The organism is uncultured Microbacterium sp. (assembly GCF_964244775.1).
In the GTDB taxonomy this organism is placed as follows: domain Bacteria; phylum Actinomycetota; class Actinomycetes; order Actinomycetales; family Microbacteriaceae; genus Microbacterium.
Map to the genome: position 1 here is coordinate 1 of NZ_CAXTJR010000006.1, position 23,829 is coordinate 23,829.

Here is a 23,829-nt window from a genome sequence, read left to right on the forward strand (position 1 = left end):
GTCGGCTACATGTACATCCTGAAGCTGCACCACCTCGTCGACGACAAGATCCACGCCCGCTCGACCGGTCCGTACTCGATGATCACGCAGCAGCCGCTGGGTGGTAAGGCGCAGTTCGGTGGACAGCGCTTCGGTGAGATGGAGGTGTGGGCCCTCGAGGCCTACGGTGCGGCGTACGCGCTTCAGGAGCTCCTCACGATCAAGTCCGACGACATCCTCGGCCGCGTCAAGGTGTATGAGGCGATCGTCAAGGGCGAGAACATCCAGGAGCCCGGCATCCCCGAGTCCTTCAAGGTGCTCATGAAGGAGATGCAGTCGCTGTGCTTGAACGTCGAGGTCCTCTCGGCGGACGGCACCCCGGTCAACCTCCGCGACACCGATGACGAGGCATTCCGCGCCGCGGAAGAGCTCGGCATCAACATCTCCAGCCGTTTCGAGTCCTCGTCGATCGACGAGATCTGATCCTGATGTCGATGCGGCGCTAGCGCGCCCCGTCGATCAACGAATCACTCACTTCTAAAGAATTCCGACACAGGAGAACCAGTGCTCGAATCAAATACGTTCGACCAGCTTCGCATCGGTCTGGCCACCGCAGACGACATCCGTCGTTGGTCATTCGGCGAGGTCAAGAAGCCCGAGACCATCAACTACCGCACGCTCAAGCCCGAGAAGGACGGCCTCTTCGGAGAGCAGATCTTCGGACCGAGCCGTGACTGGGAGTGCGCGTGCGGAAAGTACAAGCGCGTCCGCTTCAAGGGAATCGTCTGCGAGCGCTGCGGCGTGGAGGTCACCAAGTCCTCCGTCCGTCGTGAGCGCATGGGCCACATCGAGCTCGCCGCTCCCGTGACCCACATCTGGTACTTCAAGGGCGTCCCGTCGCGCCTGGGCTACCTGCTGGACATGGCGCCGAAAGACCTCGAGAAGGTCATCTACTTCGCCGCCTACATGGTGATCTCCGTCGACCAGGAGGCGCGCCAGCGCGACCTTCCGACGCAGGAGAACAACATCCGTCTCGAACTGAAGACGCTCGGCGACCGTCGCGATGCCCGCATCGCGACCCGCCTGCAGAAGCTGGAAGAGGAACTCGCCGCCCTGGAGGAAGAGGGCGCGAAGGCCGACCAGAAGAAGAAGGTCAAGGACGCCGCCGAGAAGGACATGACGGGCATCCGCAAGTCCTTCGACGACCAGATCACCCGGCTCGAGAAGGTGTGGGAAGACTTCCGCACCCTCGAGGTGGGCGCCCTGAAGGGCGAGGACGAGATCTTCCACGAGCTCCAGGACCGCTTCGGTCAGTACTTCGAGGCCTACATGGGCGCCGAGTCGATCAAGCGCCGCCTGCTCGCGTTCGACCTGGCCCAGGAGTCCGAAGACCTGCACCTGCAGATCTCCGAGGGCAAGGGCCAGCGCAAGATCCGTGCGATCAAGCGCCTCAAGGTCGTCAACTCGTTCCTGTCGACGGGCATGAGCCCAGCATCCATGGTGCTGGACGTCGTGCCGGTGATCCCGCCGGAGCTGCGCCCGATGGTGCAGCTGGACGGTGGCCGCTTCGCGACCTCCGACCTGAACGACCTGTACCGCCGCGTGATCAACCGCAACAACCGCCTCCGTCGCCTGATCGACCTCGGTGCCCCCGAGATCATCGTCAACAACGAGAAGCGGATGCTGCAGGAGGCCGTCGACGCACTGTTCGACAACGGCCGCCGAGGCCGGCCCGTGACCGGTACGGGCAACCGTGCGCTGAAGTCGCTGTCCGACATGCTCAAGGGCAAGCAGGGCCGGTTCCGTCAGAACCTGCTCGGCAAGCGCGTGGACTACTCGGGCCGTTCGGTCATCATCGTCGGACCCCAGCTGAAGCTGCACCAGTGCGGCCTGCCCAAGCAGATGGCGCTGGAGCTGTTCAAGCCGTTCGTCATCAAGCGCCTGATCGACCTCGGTCACTCGCAGAACATCAAGGCGGCCAAGCGCTCCGTCGAGCGCGCGCGCCCCGAGGTGTGGGACGTGCTCGAGGAGATCATCCGCGAGCGCCCCGTGCTGCTGAACCGTGCGCCGACCCTGCACCGCCTCGGCATCCAGGCCTTCGAGCCTCAGCTCGTCGAGGGCAAGGCCATCCAGCTGCACCCGCTCGTCTGCACCGCGTTCAACGCGGACTTCGACGGTGACCAGATGGCTGTGCACCTGCCGCTGTCGGTCGAGGCTCAGGCCGAGGCCCGCATCCTGATGCTCGCGTCGAACAACATCCTGAAGCCGTCCGACGGGCGCCCCGTCACCCTGCCTTCGCAGGACATGATCATCGGCCTGCACCACCTGACCACGGTCAAGAAGGGTGCAGCCGGCGAGGGTCGCGTGTTCGGTTCGGTCGGCGAGGCGATCCTGGCCAAGGACGAGGGAACCCTCGACCTGCAGGCATCCGTGCGCATCCGCATCCCGGGACTCACGTTCCTCGAGTCGGAGGGCGAGACGCCCGAGACCATCGCGACGTACGAGCGCAACGGCCTCGTGGTCACCTCGCTCGGTCAGGCGATCTTCAACGACACCCTGCCCAAGGGCTACCCGTTCGTTCGCGAGCAGGCCGATAAGGGCAAGCTGTCGCAGATCGTCAACAAGCTGGCCGAGGAGTACCCCAAGGTCGAGGTCGCGGCCTCGCTCGACCGGATCAAGGACGCCGGCTTCTACTGGGCCACCCGTTCGGGTGTCACGGTGGCGCTGTCCGACATCCTCACCCCGCCCAACAAGGCCGAGATCGTGGGTGGCTACGAGAAGCAGGCCGCCAAGGTCCAGGCGCAGTTCGAGAAGGGTCTGACGACCGACTCGGAGCGTCGCCAGGAGCTCATCAAGATCTGGACCGAGGCGACGGATGCCGTCCAGAAGGCCATGCGCGACAACTACCCCGAAGACAACACCATCAACCGCATGGTGTCGTCGGGTGCTCGTGGTAACTGGCTGCAGATCCGCAACATCGCCGGTATGCGCGGCCTCGTGAACAACCCCAAGGGCGAGATCATCCCCCGTCCGATCATCTCCTCGTACCGCGAGGGTCTGTCGGTGGCCGAGTACTTCATCGCCACGCACGGTGCCCGCAAGGGTCTGGCCGACACGGCCCTGCGTACCGCCGACTCGGGGTACCTCACCAGGCGCCTGGTCGACGTCTCGCAGGATGTCATCATCCGCGAGGAGGACTGCGGCACGACCAAGGGCCTCGAGCTCCCCATCGCCACCCCCGGTGCCGACGGTGTGCTCGTGAAGGACCCGAACGTCGAGAACTCGGTGTTCGCCCGTTCGCTGGCCGCAGAGGTCGTGAGCCCCTCCGGTGAGGTGCTGGCCAAGGCCGGCGACGACATCGGCGACGTGCTGATCAACAAGCTCGTCGAGGCTGGGGTCGAGACCATCAAGGTCCGCTCCGTCCTGACCTGCGATTCGGCTGTCGGCGTCTGCCAGAACTGCTACGGCCGTTCGCTGGCGACCGGCAAGCTCGTCGACATCGGCGAGGCCGTGGGCATCATCGCGGCCCAGTCGATCGGTGAGCCCGGAACGCAGCTGACGATGCGCACCTTCCACACCGGCGGTTCGGCTTCGGCCGACGACATCACGCAGGGTCTGCCCCGCGTGCAGGAGCTCTTCGAGGCCCGTACCCCCAAGGGTGCGTCGCCGATCGCGGAGTCCGACGGGCGCATCACGATCGAAGAGACCGACCGCGCCAAGAAGGTCATCCTCACGCCCGACAACGGCGACGAGCCGCACGTCTACCCGGTCTTGCGCCGTGCGACGCTGCTCGTCGAGGACGGCCAGCGGGTCACGGTCGGTCAGCCGATCCTGGTGGGCACGCTCGACCCCAAGGAGGTCATGCGCGTCATGGGCGCCCGCGAGGTGCAGCGCTACCTCGTCAACGGTGTTCAGGGCGTCTACCGCTCGCAGGGTGTGCCGATCCACGACAAGCACATCGAGGTCATCGTCCGTCAGATGCTGCGCAAGGTCACCGTGGTCGACCACGGCGAGACCACGCTGCTCCCGGGTGAGCTGGTCGACTTCAAGAAGTACCAGAACATGAACCGCGCGGCGGTGGCAGAGGGCAAGCGCCCCGCGTCGGGTCGTCCGGAGCTCATGGGTATCACGAAGGCGTCGCTCGCGACGGAGTCGTGGCTGTCGGCCGCTTCCTTCCAGGAGACGACCCGCGTTCTGACGCAGGCCGCCATGGAGGGCAAGAGCGACCCGCTGCTCGGCCTCAAGGAGAACGTCATCATCGGAAAGCTCATCCCCGCCGGAACGGGACTCGCGAAGTACCGCGACGTCATCGTCGAGGCGACGGAAGAGGCGAAGAGCGAGCGGTACCCCAACCGCATCTTCGCGTCGGACGGCGCCTACAGCGACGCCGACCTGAGCTACGTCGATTTCGACAGCTTCTCGACGGACGACTTCACGCCCGGCACGTACAACTGACACCGACGGGATGCCTGGTCTCCGGGCATCCCGTCATCCCACCGAAAGGCCCCGGCTCACGCCGGGGCCTTTCGGCGTTCCCGGGCCGGGGCGGCGTGCCGGAAGGGGCCTGCGGCGCCCCCGCGCTTAGCGTTGTGGGCGGGGATGGAGGTGGCTGATGGCGCGCATCGGCGGACGCAGCATGTGGGTCGCGATCCCCGTCGGCGTACTCTGCCTCGCCGCGGTGGGGGCGCTCGGGTGGCTCGCGCTTCCGATGGTTCCCGCGGCGATCGGCTGGGTGGGGAGCGCCGTCGACGGCTCGCTCGCCGCGCCGGCGGCCTCGGCCGATCCGGAGTCGGCGGACGGGGTGCCCACGACCTGCCGCGGCCTCTACAACGACGCGCTCTGGGCCACGCTCGTCCTCGCCCCCGACGCGATCCTCACCCCCGACACGGCGGCGCCGGTGACCACGGCGACGACCCTCGCCACTGCGCTCGCCCCCCAGGTGCGGCTGACGTGCACGTGGCACGGCGCCGACGGCGCGTCGATCTCGACGACTGTCGCGGATGTCGCCACCGACGCGGGGGCGATCGCCGCGGCATCCCTCCCCGGCGAGGGTTTCGGGTGCACCGACGAGGGCGAGCGCGTTCGGTGTGTGAAGAGCACGGACCATGTCGTGGAGACCCTGGAGCTCGGCGGCGGACTGTGGCTGTCGAGCACGCTGACCGACTGGGATCCGTCGCAGTACTCCGAGCGCGTCGCGGCCCTCGTCTGGAAGTGACGGCTCAGCCGAAGATCGAGCTCACGATGCTGTCGGTGTAGCCGGTCGGCGCGAGGTTGGAGAATTTCGTGTCGATGAGGATGCCGTCGCGCCAGAACAGCGTGCGGCCGTCGGTGACCGGATACTGAGTGTTCTGCCACGTCTTCTCGCACCGCGTGCCGCCCTGGGGTGTGAAGCACGTGAAGCCCTGGGTGTCGGCCAGCTGGTTGAGCAGGTCGAGGGCCGGGCCGCGCGACATGAGCGTGACCGTCGTCATGAGTCGCGTCGTGTCGGCCCTGGGGTCGCCCCAGACGCAGATGAGGCTTCCGTCTGGCTGCACCCCCGTCGGATCGAACGCCGGGTCGTTCAGCGGCGTCGTGCCGAACTGCGCGATCACCGACGAGTTGACCATGGCCGCGCAATCGGTCGGCACCGCGTACACGCCGGGGGTGGCCGACCCGATCGGGGTGGGCGCAGCGCTGGATGACGCAGGGGGCGCCGTCGTCGCGGTCGCGGTGGGCCCGGCATCCGCAGAACCTGTCGGCCCGCCGGAGGCCTGGGGGATGGGCTCGGGTGCGCAGGCGGTGAGGGTCAGCAGCGCCAGCAGAACGGATGCTGCGACCACCCCCATCACCACCCGTGGACTGCGCCTGTGTCTCATTGGGCCACGATAACCGTCGACCCGGCAGGAAACCCGACCACGACACACAGCGGCACGCCTCCGGGCCGCTGTCGCCGACGCGCGATAACCTCCCGGTGCGGGGAGGTCCCTCGCGTGAGGAGCACATCCGATGAGTGATCCGAAATCGTCGTACGGCGAGCCGGTCGAAGAGCCCACGTCGGTCGATGACGACGTCGTCGGTCGCGCCCACGAGGGACTTGCGGATGCTGACGCCGCCCGCCGCGATGCCGTCACCCCCGAATCGACCGACGCGGAGACGGCTGCCGCAGCGCAGACCGTCGCAGAACCCGCATACGCAGAGCCCGCGATCGTGGAAGACAGAGTGGAGGACACCGTGGAACCGACCGCCGAGCCGCCCGCCGCACCCGTCGCGCAGGAGCCGGCGCCCGTCGAGCCCGCGTATGTCGCGCCCGCTTCCGCCCCGGCTGCGTCGGATGCGGCATCCGAGCCGGACGACGTGCAGGAGTACGTCCCGGGCATGTACTCCAACCCGACCGGCGCCGCCGATGCGACCGTCGTCGCCCCGGTCGTCGTCGCCCCGGTCGTATCCGCTGCCGCCGCAGCGCCCCAGCCGATCTTCGTCCAGGCGCCCGAAGCGCCGCTGCCCCGCGGCAACCGTGCCGCCGCCGGCGCGATCGGCCTGCTCGCGGCCCTCTCCTTCGCGGTGCTGTACCTCGCGGCGTGGCTCGGTTTCGGCGCGATCACGGGTGCCGTGACGATCGACAACGTCGGTTCCACCGCGCTGGCCGCCCTCGGCACCTGGTCGCTGTGGGTGACCGTCGGCGTCTTCTTCATCGCGTTCTGGCTACTCGGCGCGATCATCAACCGCGGGCGCTGGGGTGTCTGGGTCAACCTCGGTCTCCTGGTGGGTGTGGCCAGCTACGGCGGCCACATCCTCGGCCAGCTGTTCCAGGCCCCGTTCTGGACGCTCACCGCCAGCGAGGGCCGCGCGCTCGTCGAGAGCCAGCTGCTCGCCCCGCTCGCGATCGCGGCGTTCATCATCGGCCGCGAGCTGACGATCTGGTTCGGGGCATGGGTGGCCGCCCGTGGCGCGCGCGTGACCGAGCTCAACATCGAGGCTCAGCGCGAGTACGAGCGCACGCTCGAGGCGGGCCCGCAGCTCGTCCAGCGGTGACATGACGGGGCAGACGCCGGCCGGACCCGACCAGGGCGGGCCGGTGCGTCCGCCCCTCGCGCTGGGCTACGCCGTCGTCGGCTTCGTCGCGCTGGCGATCTGCGGCCTGGGTCTTGCCAGCCTGATCCTCGACCAGGACGTCATCTCGGTGCGAGGCCTCGGCCCGATCCCCGGTGTGCTCGGCATGATCGTGGCGACCGCCGCGTTCTCCGGCGGCCTGTGGCCGGCCCTGCGCCGCCCGCGGCCGTCCTTCGCCGGCGCGCTGGTGGCGGGCCTGGCCGCCTTCCTCGGGTACCTGGCCGGCGTGTGGATCGGCGGCCTCTTCGCCGGCGTCGACCCGGCGGCCGTCACCGCCGCGGCGGGCCGCGTCGCCACGTCCTGGTTCGGTCTGGTCCTCGCGGTGGCCGGGTGCGTGGCGGGCTGGGGCGGCATCGCCCTCGTGCGCACACGAGCGCACCGCCCGCGCTGGCCGTGGGAGGGTAACGAAGACGAGTGACGGATGCGCAGCATCCGCCCCCCGCAATGCACCCTCACGCTCCGCAATGCACCCTCACGCTCCGCAATGCACCCTCACGGACCGCCGAGGGTGCATTGCGGTGGCGGATGGCGCGATCCGAAACGCCGAGGGTGCATTGCGAACGCCGAGGGTGCATTGCGAACGCCGAGGGTGCATTGCGGGGGCGGATGGCGCGATCCGACGCGCCGCCCGTTACGGCATCCTGGCCAGGACGCCACCCCCGGCGATACCCTTGGGTCCCGTGGAGCGCTCGCTCGAAACGCAGGTCAGCCAGGCCGTCGATGCCTGGCTGCGCTGGCTGCCGCGCTGGGAGCCTGCGACCCACCGCGGACGAGTGGCTCCGTGCCGACGGTGCTTCGGCTCGCCGGTGCTGTCGGCCGCCGGCCTCGGGTCGGATGTGCCGCACGGAGTGCAGCACGGCCTGTCGACGCGCATCAAGACGATCGTCGACCACTCGGTCGCCGAATACACCGCACTGAACCTGCCGATGCTGCAGGCCGAGCTCGACCAGCAGGCCGCGCGCAACCGTGCCCGCAGCTATCGCCCCGCCGAGGGACTCGATCCGGAGTACGAGGGGCTGCCGCTTGACCCCGATCCCGTTCCGGGGTCGCCGTTCCTGTTCACGATCTCGGGTCTGGCCGAAGCCGCCGACGCCGATGTGCCCGACCTCCCGCCCCTCAGCCCCGACGCGAAGGCGGCCCTCCGGCAGGAGGTGGGGCTCGCCGACGACTACGCCAACATGATCGGGCGCGAGGTGTGCACGATCCTGCTGCACCATCGCCTTCGCATCCAGGCCGCGATCGGGCAGTACGTCGAGCCGCAGATCGAGGCCATGCTGCAGGAGCTCACCCGCTCGCTGGATGCTCCGTTCGATCCGCGCGCCGAGCCGGGGCAGTAGCGCCCCCCGATCCTTGTGCACAGGACGCAGCGCCCCCCGGAATGTGGCGGAATCGCGTTTGTTAGCATCATGGAGCGCCTCGTTCGGGTTGCGCGAGCGCGACCCGTCGATCCCGGAGGTGCAATGGCCAAGCGTCTGCCCTCTGCGCCGCCGATCCTGCCGGGCTTGGACTACGTCCGCCCGCTCGGCTCGGGCGGGTTCGCCGATGTCTTCCTCTATCAACAGGACATGCCTCGCCGCAGCGTCGCCGTCAAGGTGCTGCCCAGCGACGTGCGCGACCCTGAGCTGCTGCGCATGTTCAACGCCGAGGCCGATGTGCTGGCCCACCTCTCGGCCCATCCGTCGATCGTCACGGTCTACCAGGCCGGCATCTCCGCCGACGGGCGCCCGTACATCGTGATGGAGTACTGCCCGGGGTCGCTGGCGCAGCGCTACCGGGTCGAGCGCATCCCGCTGGACGAAGTGCTCTCGATCGGAGTGCGGATGTCGGGGGCGCTGGAATCCGCCCATCGTGCGGGCCTCGTCCACCGTGACATCAAGCCGAGCAACATCCTGATCACCTCGTTCGGAACCCCTGTGCTGGCCGACTTCGGCATCTCGTCGTCGCTCGCGCGCACGCCCGAGGGCGAGATGCTCGCGATGTCGGTGCCGTGGAGCGCCCCCGAGGTGATCACCGAGCAGACCACGGGATCCGTCGCCAGCGAGGTATGGAGCCTGGGGGCGACGGTGTATTCCCTCGCCGCCGGCCGCAGCCCGTTCGAGCGGCGCGCCGCCGACGGAAGCGGCGGCGAGAACTCCCGCGAGCAGCTCCGCCGGCGCATCGCCCGCGCCGTCTACACGCCGATCCCGCGCCCCGATCTGCCCGACGCACTCCAGGACGTGCTCGCGCGGGCCATGGATCGCGATCCGCGGCGACGGCACCCGTCGGCCGCGGCATTCGGCGAGGAGCTTCGGAGCGTCCAGCTCGCCCAGGGCATCGCGCCGTCGCCGATGGAGATCCCGGTCGACGAGTGGGCACCGGCATCCGAATCCGTGGATTTCGCCGACACCGCGCTGCGGGGCCCGCAGCGTTCGCGGATCGAGCACGAAAGCAGGCGCAGGGTGGAGCCTGCCCCGGCCGTGACGAGCTTCGCCCGCGACGAAGATGCCGAGATCTCGGGGGAGGGCCGTACCCGTTCGCGGTACTGGATCCTCGGGGGTGCGGTCGCGATCGTCGTCGCGGTCGCGGCGGTCGTCGCCGGGCTCCTCGCAGGAGGCGTCTAGATGCGCCGTTCCCTGCCTCCGCGTCACTGGGTCGGGCTGGTCGCGTCCGCCGTCGCTGTCGCCCTCGCGGTCGGCGCTGCGATCGTCTGGCCAGGGCTCGACGCGCAGGAGACGCCGCCGGTCGACACCTCGGTCTGGGCGCTGCAGACGGGCGACGGCCGGCGCTATGCGCGGGTGAACACGTCCATCGGCGAGCTCGACACCGTCCGCAGCGTCGGCAACCCGTCGAGCGTGGCCCAGTCGGGCGGTGCGGCGTATCTGTTCACCGACAGCAGCAGCAGGCTCACCAGGATCGACGAGGCGCTGCCGGCGAACCTCGACGAGCAGACGCTGCGCGCGTCGCCGGCCACCCCCGCCGGCACGATCGACGTCGTCACCGCCGGTGACTTCGTCGCCTACCGGACCGATGCGGGGGCGGTGTTCGCGGGGCGGCTGTCTGCAGATCAGGCTGTGCAGATCGATCCTTTCCGGGATGCCTCGACCGACGCTCCCCAGTACACGGCCGACGCGATCGCGATCGACGAGCGCGGCATCCTGTTCGCCTACTCCGCATCCGATGCCGCAGTGCTCCGCTACGACGTGACGGCCGGGAAGGTGAAGGGTCGCGATCCTCTGGCGATCGCGCCGCTCGCGGCTCCGGCGATCACCGCGGCCGGTGACCGATGGGCGGTCGTTGACACCACGACCGGTGAGGTCTGGCTGCGCGATGCGGGAAACTCTGTGCGCGCGCCCACGACGGGTGCGGTCGTGGTGGCCGATCCCGATCCGTCGGGTGCGGCGGTCCTGTTGGCCGATGAGAGCTCGCTCGTGCGCGTCCCGGTCGACGGTTCGGCGCTCACCACCCTCGTCGGCGCGCCCGGGGCGGCGCGGGGCACGCCGGCGCGCCCCCTCGTGCACGACGGCGAGGTCTTCGCGGCGTGGCTGCCGCAGAGCGACGCCGGAGGCGTGCTGTGGAGTTCTCGTGACGGTGAGAAGCCCCTCGACTACGCCGGGTCGGTGCTCCCCGACGATCGGCGGCCCGTGTTCAGCGCCACGGGCGCTGCGGTCATCCTGAACGAGACGCGGTCGGGGTGGGTGTGGACGGTACCAGGAGGAGCGCTCGTGCGATCGAGCCAGGACTGGTCGCTCGATACACGCGCGAACCCCGCCGCCGCACCCAGCGAGGATCAGCTGAGCGTCGTGATCGACCCCCGGCCACCGGTCGCCGAACCCGATGCGTTCGGGGTGCGGGCGGGCGACCTCGCGAGCCTCCCGGTGCTCCTGAACGACCACGACCCGAACACCGACGTGCTGAGCATCGATCCGACGTCGGTCACGGGCCTGGACCCCGGCTTCGGCACGGTCAGTCTGACCGATCAGGATCAGCGCCTCGCCGTCCGCGTCGCGCCGGGGGCCACGGGCAGTGCGACCTTCCGGTACGCGGTAACCGACGGCACATCGGGTGCGGGTCTCATCTCGCCCCCGACCACGGTGACGCTGACGGTCGCGCCGGCGGCGCAGAACACCGCACCCCAGTGGTGCGGCGTCCAGCGCTGCCTGCTGCCCTGGCCCACACCCGAGGTGGCGCGCGGCGGCACCATCACGATCCCGGTGCTCTCGGGGTGGGTCGATCCCGAGGGCGATCCGCTGCTGCTCCTGTCGGTGCGCGATCTCAGCGTTTCGGCGGGCAGCGCCACCGGAAGTGTCGCCGCCACGCCCTCCGGCGACGTCGTCTACCAGCACCACGACGACGGCGCGGCAGGCGACGGACCCCCGCAGGTCGAGCTCGCCGTGACCGTCGCCGACACGGCCGGCGCGACGACGACGAAGTCGCTCATCGTCCGCATCTCCGAGAAGCCCGCCCTCGGCGTCCAGTCCTTCGCCGTGCTCGACAGCGTCGGTGCCGGCCTCACCGTCGACGTCGCCCCGCACGTGACGGGCACCGCGGGCGCGCTGTCGCTGACGTCGGTCCGGGTGCTCGACGGCGCCCAGGCCTCCGCCACGGTCGTCGGGGGCACGACCTCCTTCGACTTCACCGCGGCGCAGCCCGGCACGTACCGGGTCGGCTTCACCGTTTCCGACGGCGCTGGCTCCGGCGGCGCTGGCTCCGGCGGCGCTGGTTCCGGCGGCGCTGGTTCCGGCGGCGCTGGTTCCGGCGGCGCTGCACCGGCCGGCGGTTCGGAGGCGACCGGCACAGCGCGCGTGACGCTCCTGCCCGCCGATGCGCCCGCGGGGCTCGCCACCGCTCCGGTCGTCGCGTTCGTCCATCCCCAGGAAGACTCCACGCTCGACGTGTTCGCCGCGGTCACCAACCCGACGCGGCGCGTGCTGCTCCTCAGCGACGTCGTCGCCCACCCCGATCCCGGTGCGTCCACGTCGGTGGATGCTGTCGGCCAGAGCGATCTGCGCGTGTCGGGCACGACGGCATCCGGTGCCTCCGGACGCCTCGGCACCGTGACGTATGTGGTCAGCGACGGGACCGATGACGCCGGTGCCCGGGTGGAGGGGGTGGCGAGCGTGTACCTGCTGCCGCCGGCTCCCGAGCTCGCACCGATCGCCGTGGATGACACCGTGGTCGTACGGGCCGGGTCGCAGGTCGACATCCCGGTGCTCGCCAACGACATCGCGCCCTCCGGCGGACGCCCGACCCTGAACCCCGCATCGGTCGTGTCCTCGACGCCCGACGCGCTCGCGTTCGCCTCCGGCGACCTGCTCAGATACCTGGCGCCGACCGAACCGGGCGACTACGACATCCGCTACTCGGTGTACACGACCGGCGCGCCGCTCCTGGCCGATGACGCGACCGTGCGCGTGAGGGTGCTGTCGGATGATTCGAATCGCCCGCCCGCGCCGTCGGCGCTGCAGGGCCGGGTGCTGGCCGGTCAGTCGACCCTCATCGCCTTCGACCCGTTCGCCGAAGATCCCGACGGCGATGTCGTGACCCTCGACCGGATCGTCTCGCAGCCCGCGACGGGGGCTGCGACGATCTCGGCCGACGGCACGGGGATCGTCTACTCGAGCGTCGCCGGCTTCCGCGGGCAGGCGTCGTTCCGCTATCGGGTCATCGACCCGTTCGGACAGACCGGTGAGGCGACGGTGCGCGTCGGCGTCCGCGACGGGCAGTCGGATCCGAGCCCGGTGACCTTCACCGACTACGTGCAGGTGCAGGCGGGCCGCGACAATTCCATCCGGGTCAGCCCGCTGGCCAACGACATCGACCCGACCGGCGGCATCCTCCGGCTGATGACGGTGCGCCCCGATCTGCCCGCGACGCATGCCGACGGGTCGGTGAGCGGCCAGTACGCCGTCCAGGCCGCCCGGGTGCGGACCTCCGACGCGTCGACCGTCACGATCGCGGCGGGGACCGAGCCCACGACGATCTCGTACCTGTACGACGTGAAGTCGGGATCGGGCAACACCGCGCGCGGCCTCATCGTGGTCAGGGTGGTGCGCGAGAGCGTGCCCGATTACCCCGTGGTCGCCGACACCGTCCTCACCGCCGAGAATCGGTCGGACTACACGACGGGCGTCGATGTGCTCGGCGGCAAGGCGACGTGGTCCGGCGGCGACGTGTCGTCGCTGAGCGTCGGCCTGTGGAACCCGCAGGGCGATGTCGCGGTCGACGGCGATCGGCTCAGCGGCCGGCTGCCCGCCACGACCCGGATCATCCCGTTCGCCGTCACCGGCGAGGGCGTCGACGGACCCATCACGACGTACGCCTTCCTGCGGGTGCCCGGCGACGACGACCTCACGCTCGCGCTGCGCAAGGGGACGCCCGCGCAACGGGTCGACGAACTCGGCTCGGTCGCGTTCGACATGGCGACCCTCGTCGCCCTCCCGCCCGGCGGCGCGCTGGAGGTCGGCCCCGAAATCCGCGCCTCCGGCGCTCGCCCCGAAGGATCGTGCACGGCCGACGGCGGGGCGGTCGTGCGGTACGCCGCCGGCGCCGGTGCGCCGTGGGCGGACGCCTGCCAGGTGCCCGTGCGCCTGGCCGGCCAGTCCGACTGGACGTACCTCTCCGTGCCCATCACGGTGGTGGCGCAAAACCCGCAGCCCGTGCTCCAGCCCGCATCCATCACCGTCGGGCCGGGGGAGACGGCCACGTTCGCGTTGCGTGACATGACCTCGTGGCAGCTGCGCGAGGACTGGGCGGGAATCGCGTACTCGGTCGGCTACTCGGGGTCGGCGTTCACGGTGTCTTTTCAAGAGTCGTCCCCGCAGGGCCCGACCGTCACGGTCACCGGCGCCGACCGCGCGATTCCGGGTGCGGAAGAGGCGGCGACCGTGAACGTCACGAGCCATCCCGGCGTCGCTCCGGCGCGCCTGATCCTGCGGGTGGGTGCTGCCCCGTCGACTCTTCCGCGCGGCGGCTCGGTGACGCAGCAGTGCTCGCAGGCGACGGGGACCTCGTGCACGTTCGATGTGATCGGCGCGCTCGACGAGGTCAATCCGCTGCCCCGCACTCCGCTCGAGGTGGCCGGGGTCATCGGCGTGGGCGCATGCGTCGGGGTCACCTTCGATGTCGTCTCGCCGACCGCCGTCCGCGCATCGTGGACGACGGATGCTCCGGGCGCCACGTGCGCCGCCGCCTTCTCGGTCCGCGATGCCCAGGGCCGCACGACCAACGCCGAGCGCGACGGCCGCATCCTCCTCGATCTGCAGGGCTATCCGAGGGCCCCCTCAAGTGTGACCCAGGTCGGATACGCCGACGGTTCGCTCACGCTCCGCGTCGATCCCGGTGAAGCGCGATCGGCTTATCCGGCACTGACCGGGTTCGTGGTGCGGGCCGACGGGCAGGAGATCACGCGGTGCGCGGCCGACGGCAGCTGCCCGCCGATCGCATCGCCCAACGGCCAGCAGCGCACGTTCGAGGTGACGGCCGTCAATGCCGTCGGTGAATCCCTCAGCGCCGTGCGCACCACGGCATGGGCGTTCGGAGCCCCCGCCACCCCCACCGGGATCACCACGCACCCCGTCGTGACCCCCTCCGGCGAGGGCGGCATCGTGCGGCTCGCGATCGCCGCGGTCGATCCGGTGAGCACCGGGATGCTGGAGATCTCGAGCCCCGTCGGCGACACGGTGCGCGTGCCGGTGGCCGCAGGGCAGACCAGGGTCGACGTGCCGGCCTTCCGGGTCGGCGCGAACACGGCGACGGTCGTGACGATCACCGCGCTCCCCCGCTACACCGTCCCGTCCGGCGTCGGGGGGCCTACCGCGGGAACCCCGGCCACCGTGCAGGCCAACGGCATCGGCGCACCGCTGGACGCAGCGCTCACCCTCGACTCCGCCTCCGAGGGGGCAGGCCTCTCGACCGTGCGGGCGACCGCGACCGCTCGCTCCAATGGCGATGGCGCGCAGCTGCGCTATGGCATCGTGCAGGCTGAAACAGAGCAGGACGCTCGGCGGTGCACCGCGACGGCGGGCGGAGAGTCGGCGAGCTTCACCGGCCTCCCCGACGGGCAGGACTACGGGTTCGCGGTCTGCGTCGAGTCGTGGTTCGACGGCGAGCTGTACGGCCGCGCCACCGCGACGGCCTCCGTCCGGGCCGCGCAGAGCGCGAACGCGCCGGTCGGCTGGACCTTCGTGGTCGACCCGACCCCGCAGGTCGGCGTCGACCCGGCCGCGCCGCAGGGCCAGCAGGCCCGATGGAGCATCACCGCCGCTCCGACCTCGACCGACACCCCGCCGCGCAACAACGATCCGCAGTTCGACGCGGGCCCGCCGACGAGTGTGTACGACCGGGATCCCGGCATCCGCGTGCGCTACGTGCACCGCGTGTGGGGGACAGCGAGCGCGTGGGCGAACGTCACCCCGGCGCCGGGGAGCGCGCCCTACCAGGTGCAGGCGCGCTGGTCGGTGGCATCGTGCGTCGGCGGCTCTACGCTGCAGACCAGTGCCGATTCATCGAACGACCCGTCCGGCGCCAAGGCGGCCATCACGTTCGACCCGGCGGGGATCATCTACCGCGACGCCCTCGGAGCGGTGCTCGCGCCGGTCGCCGATCCGTGGCTGGTCCCCGTCGGGACCGCCTCGGTCAGCGGTATCTCGGTCACCGTGAGCTGGGCGGCGCAGGGCTGGAACCTCGCCCCCGCGACCTCCAGCTTCGCGGCCACCTGTCAGCCCAATCTGCCGCCGACCCCCTGATGCCCGGCCCACAGCATCCCCTGTCCTTCGCCCTCGAACGGAAGAGCACTCCATGACCATCACGACCGAGCAGGCCGCCTGGTTCGCGCAGACCTTCACCGAGCTCGCCGACAACGTCGAGCGCGCGGTGCTGGGCAAGCGCGCGGTGGTCGAACTCGTGCTGACGGCGATGCTGAGTGACGGGCACGTGCTGATCGAAGATGTGCCGGGCACCGGGAAGACCTCGCTCGCGCGCGCGATGGCGCAGTCGGTGCAGGGCACCCACACGCGCATCCAGTTCACGCCCGATCTGCTCCCGGGAGACATCACGGGCATCACCGTGTACGACCAGAAGACCGGCGAGTTCGAGTTCCACAGCGGGCCGGTGTTCGCGAACATCGTGCTCGCCGACGAGATCAACCGGGCGAGCCCCAAGACCCAATCGGCGCTGCTGGAGGTCATGGAGGAGGGCAGCGTCACGATCGACGGGGTCACCCGCCAGGTCGGCGTGCCGTTCGTCGTGCTCGCGACCCAGAACCCCGTCGAGCAGGCCGGCACCTACCGGCTCCCCGAGGCGCAGCTCGACCGATTCATGATCCGCACGTCGCTGGGCTACCCGGATCACGCGGCGACCGTGCGCATCCTCGACGGAGCCGCCGTCGCCACCGCGGATCTGGCTGCGGTCGTGAGTCCTGAAGCACTGATCGGGATGTCGGATCTCGCCGCCGATGTGTACGTCGACGCTCTCGTCCTGGACTACATCGCCCGGCTCGTGGATGCGACCAGGTCGGCGGAGGAGGTGCGGCTGGGCGTCAGCATCCGCGGTGCGCTCGCGCTCACCCGCGCCACCCGCACGCGCGCCGCGTCACGCGGACGCGCCTACGCGACACCCGACGACGTCAAGAGCCTCGCCGTATCGGTGCTCTCGCATCGCCTGATCCTGCACGCCGAGGCGGAGTTCGACGGTGTCACGCAGGAGGCCGTGATTGGGCAGGTGCTGCTGGACACCGTCCCGCCGAGTCAGCGCGAGGTCGTATGACCCTCACCGACCCGCGCGTTCAGCGCACGTCCGGCACTTCCGGCACGTCGGATCCGCACACGCGGACCCGCACGGAAGTGTCGAGCGGCGTGCGCGGGCGCAGAGCGGTCGACACGGTCGTCGGGCTCGCGATGGCCTGGCGGGCAGCGCGCGCGGCGACGGCGCGCGCCGCGCGATGGATGGTCGGCACCGTGCGCCCGGCCGGAGGGCTCGTCGTCCTCGCCGCGACCGTGGGGCTGGCGCTCGGGTTCGCCTTCGGGTGGGTGGAGTGGCTCATCGCCGGGGTGATCGCGGCGGCCCTGCTCGTCATGAGCGCGCCCTTCCTCTTCGGCTCACGGGCGTACGAGGTCGACCTGGTGCTCGCCCGCGATCGCATCGTCGCGGGGCACGCCGTGGCTGCCGAGGTCGTCGTGCGCAATCAGGGCCGCAGCATCACCCTGCCGGGGCGGATCGACGTGCCGATCGGCGCGGGCCTGGTGGAACTGGGCGTGCCGCTGCTGCGCCCCGGGCACACGATCGCCCAGGCCCTCGACATCCCGTCTCTGCCGCGCGGGATCGTGACGGTGGGTCCTGCCACGACCGTGCGCAGCGACCCGATCGGGATCCTCCGCCGCGAGCACGCGTTCGACGACGTGCACGAGCTGTACGTCCACCCGCGCACGGTCGCTCTGCCCTCCACCAGCGCGGGGCTCATCCGCGACCTCGACGGCAGCCCGACGCGCCGGCTCGTCGACGCCGACATGTCGTTCCACGCGATCCGCGAATATGCCTCCGGCGACTCGCGGCGGCACATCCACTGGAAGTCGACCGCCAAGACCGGCCGCCTGATGGTGCGCCAGTACGAGGAGTCGCGCCGCTCGAGGATGGCGGTGATCCTCGGCTTGGCCGACGACGAATATGCGGACGGCGACGAGTTCGAACTCGCGGTCGGCTGCGCCGCCTCCCTCGCCCTCCGCGCCATCGGCGACGCGCGCGACCTCGACATCGTGATGGGCGCCGACATCCCCCGCGCGGTCACAGGACGCCTGCGCGCGATCCGGCGCATCGCCCCCGCATCCCGCCGCACGATGCTCGATGGCTTCAGCGGCGTCGATCGCCTGGAGAGCACGATGCACGTCGCCGAGGTGTGCCGGCTGGCCGTCGAATCGCCTGAGCGCCTGTCGATCGCCTTCCTCGTGGTCGGCTCGACCGTGCCGCTGGCGCGGCTGCGGGAGGCATCGCTCGCGTTCGGCTCCGACACGGCGGTCGTCGGGGTCGTGTGCGACGAGAGGGCCCACCCGCGGATGCGGCGGGTCGGCGACCTGACGGTGCTCACGGTCGCGACCCTCGACGACCTGTCGGGGCTCCTGCTCCGCGGAGCGGCGTCATGAGCGGCGTCATGAGCAGGGGGGCTGCGTCATGAGCGTGCCGCAGCGGGAAGACTCCCGGCGGATCGTCACCGCCGGCTCGCTCTACGTCGGCACGATGGTCGTGCTGGCCGCCGTCGCCGCGTGGCCGATCTACCGATCGGGGGCCTTCCTCCTCCTCGTAATCGTCTCGACGGTGGTGGCGGCAGCCCTCGCCGCCCTCGGCCGATGGCGGCGCTGGAGCGGCTGGGCTTCGGCCGCATCCGTCGCCGGCGCGGTCGTCGTGCTGGGGGTGCCGCTCGCGGTCCCCTCGCGCCTCGACAGCCCTCTCGGATTCCTGCGCGGCCTCGCCGACCTCGCCGCCGGCACCGTGCTCGCGTGGAAAGACCTCGTCACCGTCGAGCTGCCCGTGGGCTCGTACCGCAACCTGCTCGTGCCCGCCCTCATCGTCTTCCTCGTCGGCACGTACGGCGCGCTGCGGCTGTCGTGGCGGGAGAGCCGAGCGGCCGGCGCGAGCGTCGGGAGCCTGGCAGTTGCAGTGGGGATCGGGATGCTGTCCTTCGGCCTCCTCTTCGGTCGCACGACCGTCAGCGACCCCCTGCGGTTCGGATCGGTCGCCCTGTTCGCGCCGGTCGAGACGGGGTTCGGAATCGCCGGCATCGTCGCGAGCGTGCTGTGGCTGGCGTGGCGCAGCCGCGACCAGCGCATCCGGTCGCTGCGTCGTACGGCCCCCGGAGTGCGCCTTGCGCGGCATCCGTCCCGTGCCGACCGCCGGCGCGCCGCCATCGGAGCCGGGATGCTGATCGTCGCGGTCGTCGTGGGCCTCGCGGTCGTGCCGATGGCAGCCCAGGGCCGGGAGCGCGACGTGCTGCGCGCCGGGGTCGGGCCCGATGTGGAGCTCGCACGCGCGGTGAGTCCGCTCGTGGCCTACCGCGCACTGTTCTCGGACGCCCGCGCGGACGAGGTCGAGTTCACGGTCTCCGTGCCCGACTCGTCGGCGAGCGTCGCCCCCGATCGCATCCGCCTCGCCACGCTCGACGGCTACGACGGCGAGGTGTTCCGCAGCACCGGCACGGGCGATGCGCGGTTCGTGCGGGTGCCCTCGCGGCTTGATGCGGGGGCCGGCGAGGAGTCGAAGCTCGAGGTGACGATCGGGAGTCTCTCGGGAGTGTGGATGCCGACCGCCGGGCGACTGGCCGCGGTCGATTTCGGCGGACCACGCGCGGCGGCGCTCGCCGACCGTTTCTACTACAGCTCGGCATCCGAGGCGGGCGTGCAGACCGCCGACGGGGGACTGCAGGCGGGCGACACGTACGCGCTCCAGGCGGTTCAACCCGCCGCCGCCGACCTCGCCGGCATCGATCCGGGTACAGCCGAGGCATCCGCCGTCACATCCGTCGTGGTCCCGCCCCACCTCACGGCATGGGTCAAGGAGCACGCGACCGGCTCGGGGGGCGCCGCTCTGCAGGCGCTCAGCGCGCTCCTGCGCGAACGCGGGTACCTCAGCCACGGGCTGACCTCGACCGCGGGGGTCGCTCCCGTCTGGGCGCAGTCACTCGATGGGTACGTGTTCCAGCCGAGCGCCGCCGGGCACTCCCTGGCCCGCATCGACGCGATGTTCACCCGACTGCTCGACCGCGAGAGCGACCCCCGGGCCGCAGCCTCGGGCAACTACGTGGCGGCGATCGGCGACGACGAGCAGTTCTCGGTCGCGATCGCCCTGATCGCCCGCGAGCTCGGCTTCCCGTCGCGGGTGGTCGTGGGCGCGAGGCTCACGGCGGACGAGCCCGACCTCGCGGCGTGCGCCGCAGGCGTCTGCCGTGCGCAGGATCTGTCGGCGTGGACCGAGGTGCGCGCCGCCGACGGCACCTGGGTGCCCATCGACGCGACGCCGCAGCGCCGGGTGTCGCCGAGTCTGGAGGTCACGCAGCAGCGCGATCCCGAGATCGTCACCGATGTGCGCCCCGACGCGGTCACCGACGTCGTACCGCCCGATTCGCCTCAGCAGGACACCGCGAACGCAGACCCCACCGCCTCCGCTGCCCTTGACCTGACGTGGCTGTGGATCACGCTGCGTGCGATCGCCGTGGCGGTCCTGATCCTCCTCATCCTCCTCGGGCCGTTCGCGGTCGTGATCGTGGCCAAGCAACTGCGCCGGCGCGCCCGCCGCGCGCACCCGGATCCCGCCGCGCGCATCGCCGGCGGCTGGGAGGAGTACCTGGATGCTGCGGCCGACGCCGGGCGCAGCATCCCGCCCGCTTCGACCAGGCCCGAGATCGCCGGCGCCCTCGCGACTCCCGCCGCGACCCGGCTCGCCGAGGTCGCAGACCGCGCCTCCTTCTCGGCGCAGGGGACCTCCGCCGGCGACGCGGCCGAGTACTGGCAGACGGTGGATGCCGAGCGGGCGGAGCTCGTGTCGGAATCCGGGATCTGGCGCAGAGCCCTCGCGGCCGTATCGTTGAGGTCATTCCTTCGCGTTCTCACGCCTGGGCCCGCTGCTCGAGGGCAGGCCCAGCCCATCATCGAGAGGGGGAGGCGCCGCTCCACGGCATCGACACACGGAGCGGCGCGCCCATCCACATGAACGTCTCTTCCGGTGCAGGCGGCTCGGTCGCCATCTGGCTGATCGCCTTCCCGCTCGCGATCGTGCTCTACGTGTGGATCGCGCTCGCCCTGTCGGCGCTCTTCCGCAAGGTGGGCACACCCAGCTGGCAGGCGTGGGTGCCTTTCCTCAACCTGTTCGTCGTGCTCGAGCTCGGGGGGATCGTGGGCTGGTTCGTGCTCGTCGCGGTGGTGCCGGTGGTCGGAACACTCGCGCTGTGGGTGCTGGTCGTGCTAGCGGCGCACCGCATCAATGCGGGCTTCGGATATCGCTCGGGCATGACGGTGCTCGCCGCACTCCTGTTCCCGGTCTGGGCGACCGTCCTCGGCTTCGGCTCCGCGCGCTGGCTGGGCGCACCGGCCCATGCGGCGGGCGTGCAGACCCCCGACCGGCTGTCGATGCCAGTGGCGGGGCGCACCGGATCACCTGCGCATCTCGCGCCACCGGCTCCCGAGGCGCCCCCCATCCCGCCGAGCCCGCCCACGCAGGTATGGCCGCTGTGGGCGACGGACGCCGGCCTCGAGGATCCCGACCTCGGGGATGCTGATCTGGACGATGACCTGGAGGTGTCGGCCGTCGCGCCCGGCGTGCAGCCGCCCTACTCGGCGTACACCGCGTCGACCCGAGACGACGAGGAGTCCTTCGATTCGATCGACCGCTGGGCCGGCGTCGCGTCCACCGCGACCGACGGGTCGCACCCGAGCGACGGCCGGGTCGCGTCGGTGCCGGGCCCCCGGGCAGCGGCATCCGCTCCCGCAATGCCCGTCCCGCCCGTGCCCGTCCCGCCTGCGCCCGTCCCGCCCGCGCGGCCTCCGCTCGTGACACGTGCACCGCTGACCCCGCCGCGCCCCTCGGCCGTCCCGCCGGCCCCGGCCCCGCCCGTGATCCCGCCGCCCGCCCCGGCCCCGCCGCGCGATCCCGAAGAGGTCGAGCCCTGGGCGCCACGACGGTCGCAGACCCCCGCATCGGCAGACGAGGTCGACGACACGTCGAGCGAGGTGTCGGCCGTGATCGGCTCGCCGGACGCGGGGTCGCCCCGATCGGCGCTGTCGTCGGTGTCGGCGCTGCACACGCGCCCGGAGGTTCCCGACGATGACGAGTTCGGCGAGACGGTCATCACGCGCCGGCGCCGCGGGCGATGGTCGCTCGTGCCCTCCGTCGGAGCGCCGATCGATCTCCGCTCCGATGTCGTGATCCTCGGTCGGAGCCCGGCGCGAGACCTGGCGTTCCCCGGGGCCCAGCTGGTGGTGCTTCCCGACGAGACCCGCACGGTCTCCAAGACCCACGCCCGTCTCGAGCTGCGCGGCGACAGCTGGTTCGTGACCGACCTCGGCTCGACCAACGGGGTGCTCCTGGTCACCCTCATGGGCACCGAGATCGAGGCCGAACCGGGCGTCGAGCTCGCCACGGGGGAGCGGTTCTTCCTCGGCGACGCCGAAGTCAGGCTGCAGCGGAACGACGTATGACGCACGCTCCGGACGACCGCACCGTGCACGTCGCGCGGCGGCTCGAGCATCCCGCCGTCGACGACAGCACCGAAGTCAGTCGCCCGCGTCCACGTCGATCGACCGCCGAGCCGGCACTGCCCGCGCAGGAGGCGCCGTCACCACCACCACCCACTCCTCAGCCCTGGCGGCCACCGGTGATCGTGGAGCGGGCGCACCCGTCTGCGCACGCCCCGCAGCCCGTGCTCGACGGCGCGGCGATCGCCCTCGCCGGCCGCCGCGCGGCCAGGCGCCGAGCCCTCGCGGCGCTCGCCGTCGTGGTGGCGCTGGTGGCGGCATCCGCGGTTCTTCTCGTCGTCGTGCTGAGCACGCTGTGAGTCGTCCGGGACGGCCCGCGCTCATTTGACCCGCCCCCTCGCGGACGCGTATTATGGGAGGGTGTGCGCTCACGCGCGCCCTGTGCTGTGCCTCGGTGCCTATGTGCCGTGATGCGGTGGGGGGTGACGGACGCCGCATCTCATGGGAACCGACCTGCGAACAGGCTGGCCCCCACGGCATATCCACCAACGAGGACGACGCACCCATTGTGTCGCGCCGGTGGATCCACGTGAACCCGACTCGCAATGAATCGCAAGATTCGCTGTGTCGGGGAGAGAACACGAACGCTGTCACCGTGCAGCACAACAAGGAGAGAACGTGCCAACCATTCAGCAGTTGGTTCGCAAGGGACGCTCGCCCAAGGTCAGCAAGACCAAGGCGCCGGCGCTCAAGTCGAACCCCCAGCAGGCAGGCGTCTGCACCCGCGTGTACACGACCACGCCCAAGAAGCCGAACTCGGCGATGCGCAAGGTCGCCCGTGTCAAGCTCCGCAACGGCACCGAGGTCACCGCCTACATCCCCGGCGAGGGCCACAACCTGCAGGAGCACTCGCTCGTGCTCGTGCGCGGCGGCCGTGTGAAAGACCTGCCGGGTGTCCGTTACAAGATCGTCCGCGGCGCCCTGGACACCCAGGCCGTCAAGAACCGCAAGCAGGCCCGTAGCCGCTACGGCGCGAAGAAGGGTTAAGGAACATGCCTCGCAAGGGACCAGCTCCTCGCCGCGTCGTCGTCAACGACCCGGTCTACGGCGCACCGATCGTCACCCAGCTCGTCAACAAGATCCTCGTCGACGGCAAGAAGTCCATCGCCGAGTCGATCGTCTACACCGCCCTGCGTGGCGTGGAGGCCAAGAACGGCGGCCAGGACGCCGTCGCGACGCTCAAGAAGGCGCTCGACAACGTCCGCCCCACCCTCGAGGTCAAGAGCCGCCGCGTCGGTGGCTCGACCTATCAGGTGCCGGTCGAGGTCAAGCCGCACCGTGCGAACACGCTGGCTCTGCGCTGGCTCGTGAGCTACGCCAAGGGTCGTCGTGAGAAGACGATGACCGAGCGCCTCCAGAACGAGATCCTGGATGCCTCCAACGGCCTGGGTGCCGCGGTCAAGCGCCGCGAAGACACCCACAAGATGGCCGAGTCGAACCGCGCCTTCGCGCACTACCGCTGGTAACCAGCGCATCGGATGCCCGGTTCCGGTCGACACCGACCGGAACCGGGCGCCTGATCGCAACATCCGGATCTCGATACGGCGCT

The 23,829-nt window shown here is 70.9% G+C and carries 15 protein-coding genes and 1 pseudogene; 15 read left to right on the forward strand and 1 reads right to left on the reverse strand.

All coding sequences use genetic code 11. The features are described from left to right. The 3 genes and pseudogenes from ACFE6Z_RS11265 to ACFE6Z_RS11275 all read left to right on the forward strand — a co-directional run. A pseudogene (locus ACFE6Z_RS11265) lies at positions 1–462 on the forward strand (DNA-directed RNA polymerase subunit beta); the annotation flags it as partial. Between the two features lie 81 nt (positions 463–543). After that, positions 544–4,434, forward strand: coding sequence for a DNA-directed RNA polymerase subunit beta' (rpoC, locus tag ACFE6Z_RS11270; protein ID WP_375385792.1), 3,891 nt, complete (start codon positions 544–546; stop codon positions 4,432–4,434). Positions 4,435–4,591: 157 nt separating this feature from the next. Continuing rightward, positions 4,592–5,194, forward strand: coding sequence for a hypothetical protein (locus ACFE6Z_RS11275; RefSeq protein ID WP_375385793.1), 603 nt, complete (start codon positions 4,592–4,594; stop codon positions 5,192–5,194). Positions 5,195–5,198: 4 nt separating this feature from the next. On the opposite strand, the gene ACFE6Z_RS11280 is transcribed toward ACFE6Z_RS11275, so the two are convergent. Further along, a complete protein-coding gene (locus ACFE6Z_RS11280; RefSeq protein WP_375385794.1) occupies positions 5,199–5,834 on the reverse strand; it encodes a hypothetical protein in 636 nt (211 codons plus the stop codon). 130 nt (positions 5,835–5,964) lie between these two features. Here ACFE6Z_RS11280 and ACFE6Z_RS11285 point away from each other — a divergent pair, with 130 nt between their 5' ends. From ACFE6Z_RS11285 to rpsG, 12 genes are all read left to right on the forward strand, one after another. Beyond that, positions 5,965–6,990, forward strand: a complete 1,026-nt coding sequence (locus tag ACFE6Z_RS11285) for an ABC transporter (RefSeq protein WP_375385795.1) — start codon at positions 5,965–5,967, stop codon at positions 6,988–6,990. Between the two features lies 1 nt (position 6,991). Then, a complete protein-coding gene (locus ACFE6Z_RS11290) occupies positions 6,992–7,486 on the forward strand; it encodes a hypothetical protein (RefSeq protein WP_375385796.1) in 495 nt (164 codons plus the stop codon). Positions 7,487–7,748: 262 nt separating this feature from the next. Next, positions 7,749–8,405 carry a spermidine/putrescine ABC transporter substrate-binding protein gene (locus ACFE6Z_RS11295; RefSeq protein WP_375385797.1) on the forward strand — a complete coding sequence of 219 codons (657 nt, stop codon included), beginning with the start codon at positions 7,749–7,751 and terminating at the stop codon, positions 8,403–8,405. Positions 8,406–8,528: 123 nt separating this feature from the next. After that, positions 8,529–9,668 (forward strand): serine/threonine-protein kinase, encoded by a 1,140-nt coding sequence (locus tag ACFE6Z_RS11300; RefSeq protein WP_375385798.1) that lies wholly within the window; start codon positions 8,529–8,531, stop codon positions 9,666–9,668. Then, positions 9,669–15,791, forward strand: coding sequence for an Ig-like domain-containing protein (locus tag ACFE6Z_RS11305; RefSeq protein WP_375385799.1), 6,123 nt, complete (start codon positions 9,669–9,671; stop codon positions 15,789–15,791). Positions 15,792–15,843: 52 nt separating this feature from the next. Beyond that, a complete protein-coding gene (locus ACFE6Z_RS11310) occupies positions 15,844–16,809 on the forward strand; it encodes an AAA family ATPase (RefSeq protein ID WP_375385800.1) in 966 nt (321 codons plus the stop codon). Then, a complete protein-coding gene (locus tag ACFE6Z_RS11315; protein WP_375385801.1) occupies positions 16,806–18,179 on the forward strand; it encodes a DUF58 domain-containing protein in 1,374 nt (457 codons plus the stop codon). Before ACFE6Z_RS11310 ends, ACFE6Z_RS11315 begins: the two co-directional genes overlap by 4 nt. Before the next feature lie 28 nt (positions 18,180–18,207). Next, complete coding sequence (locus ACFE6Z_RS11320; RefSeq protein ID WP_375385802.1) at positions 18,208–20,739, forward strand: transglutaminase domain-containing protein; 2,532 nt, start codon at positions 18,208–18,210, stop codon at positions 20,737–20,739. Then, positions 20,736–22,223 carry a DUF5684 domain-containing protein gene (locus tag ACFE6Z_RS11325; RefSeq protein ID WP_375385803.1) on the forward strand — a complete coding sequence of 496 codons (1,488 nt, stop codon included), beginning with the start codon at positions 20,736–20,738 and terminating at the stop codon, positions 22,221–22,223. The genes ACFE6Z_RS11320 and ACFE6Z_RS11325 overlap by 4 nt, the downstream gene beginning before the upstream one ends. Continuing rightward, positions 22,220–22,579, forward strand: coding sequence for a hypothetical protein (locus ACFE6Z_RS11330; RefSeq protein ID WP_375385804.1), 360 nt, complete (start codon positions 22,220–22,222; stop codon positions 22,577–22,579). The genes ACFE6Z_RS11325 and ACFE6Z_RS11330 overlap by 4 nt, the downstream gene beginning before the upstream one ends. A 319-nt stretch (positions 22,580–22,898) precedes the next feature. Continuing rightward, on the forward strand, positions 22,899–23,267 hold the full coding sequence (gene rpsL / locus ACFE6Z_RS11335) for a 30S ribosomal protein S12 (RefSeq protein ID WP_013584051.1): 369 nt from the start codon (positions 22,899–22,901) through the stop codon (positions 23,265–23,267). A 5-nt stretch (positions 23,268–23,272) separates the two neighbouring features. After that, positions 23,273–23,746: a 30S ribosomal protein S7 gene (gene rpsG / locus ACFE6Z_RS11340; protein ID WP_150448877.1), complete on the forward strand. Its 474-nt coding sequence runs from the start codon at positions 23,273–23,275 to the stop codon at positions 23,744–23,746. Positions 23,747–23,829 lie beyond the last annotated feature (83 nt).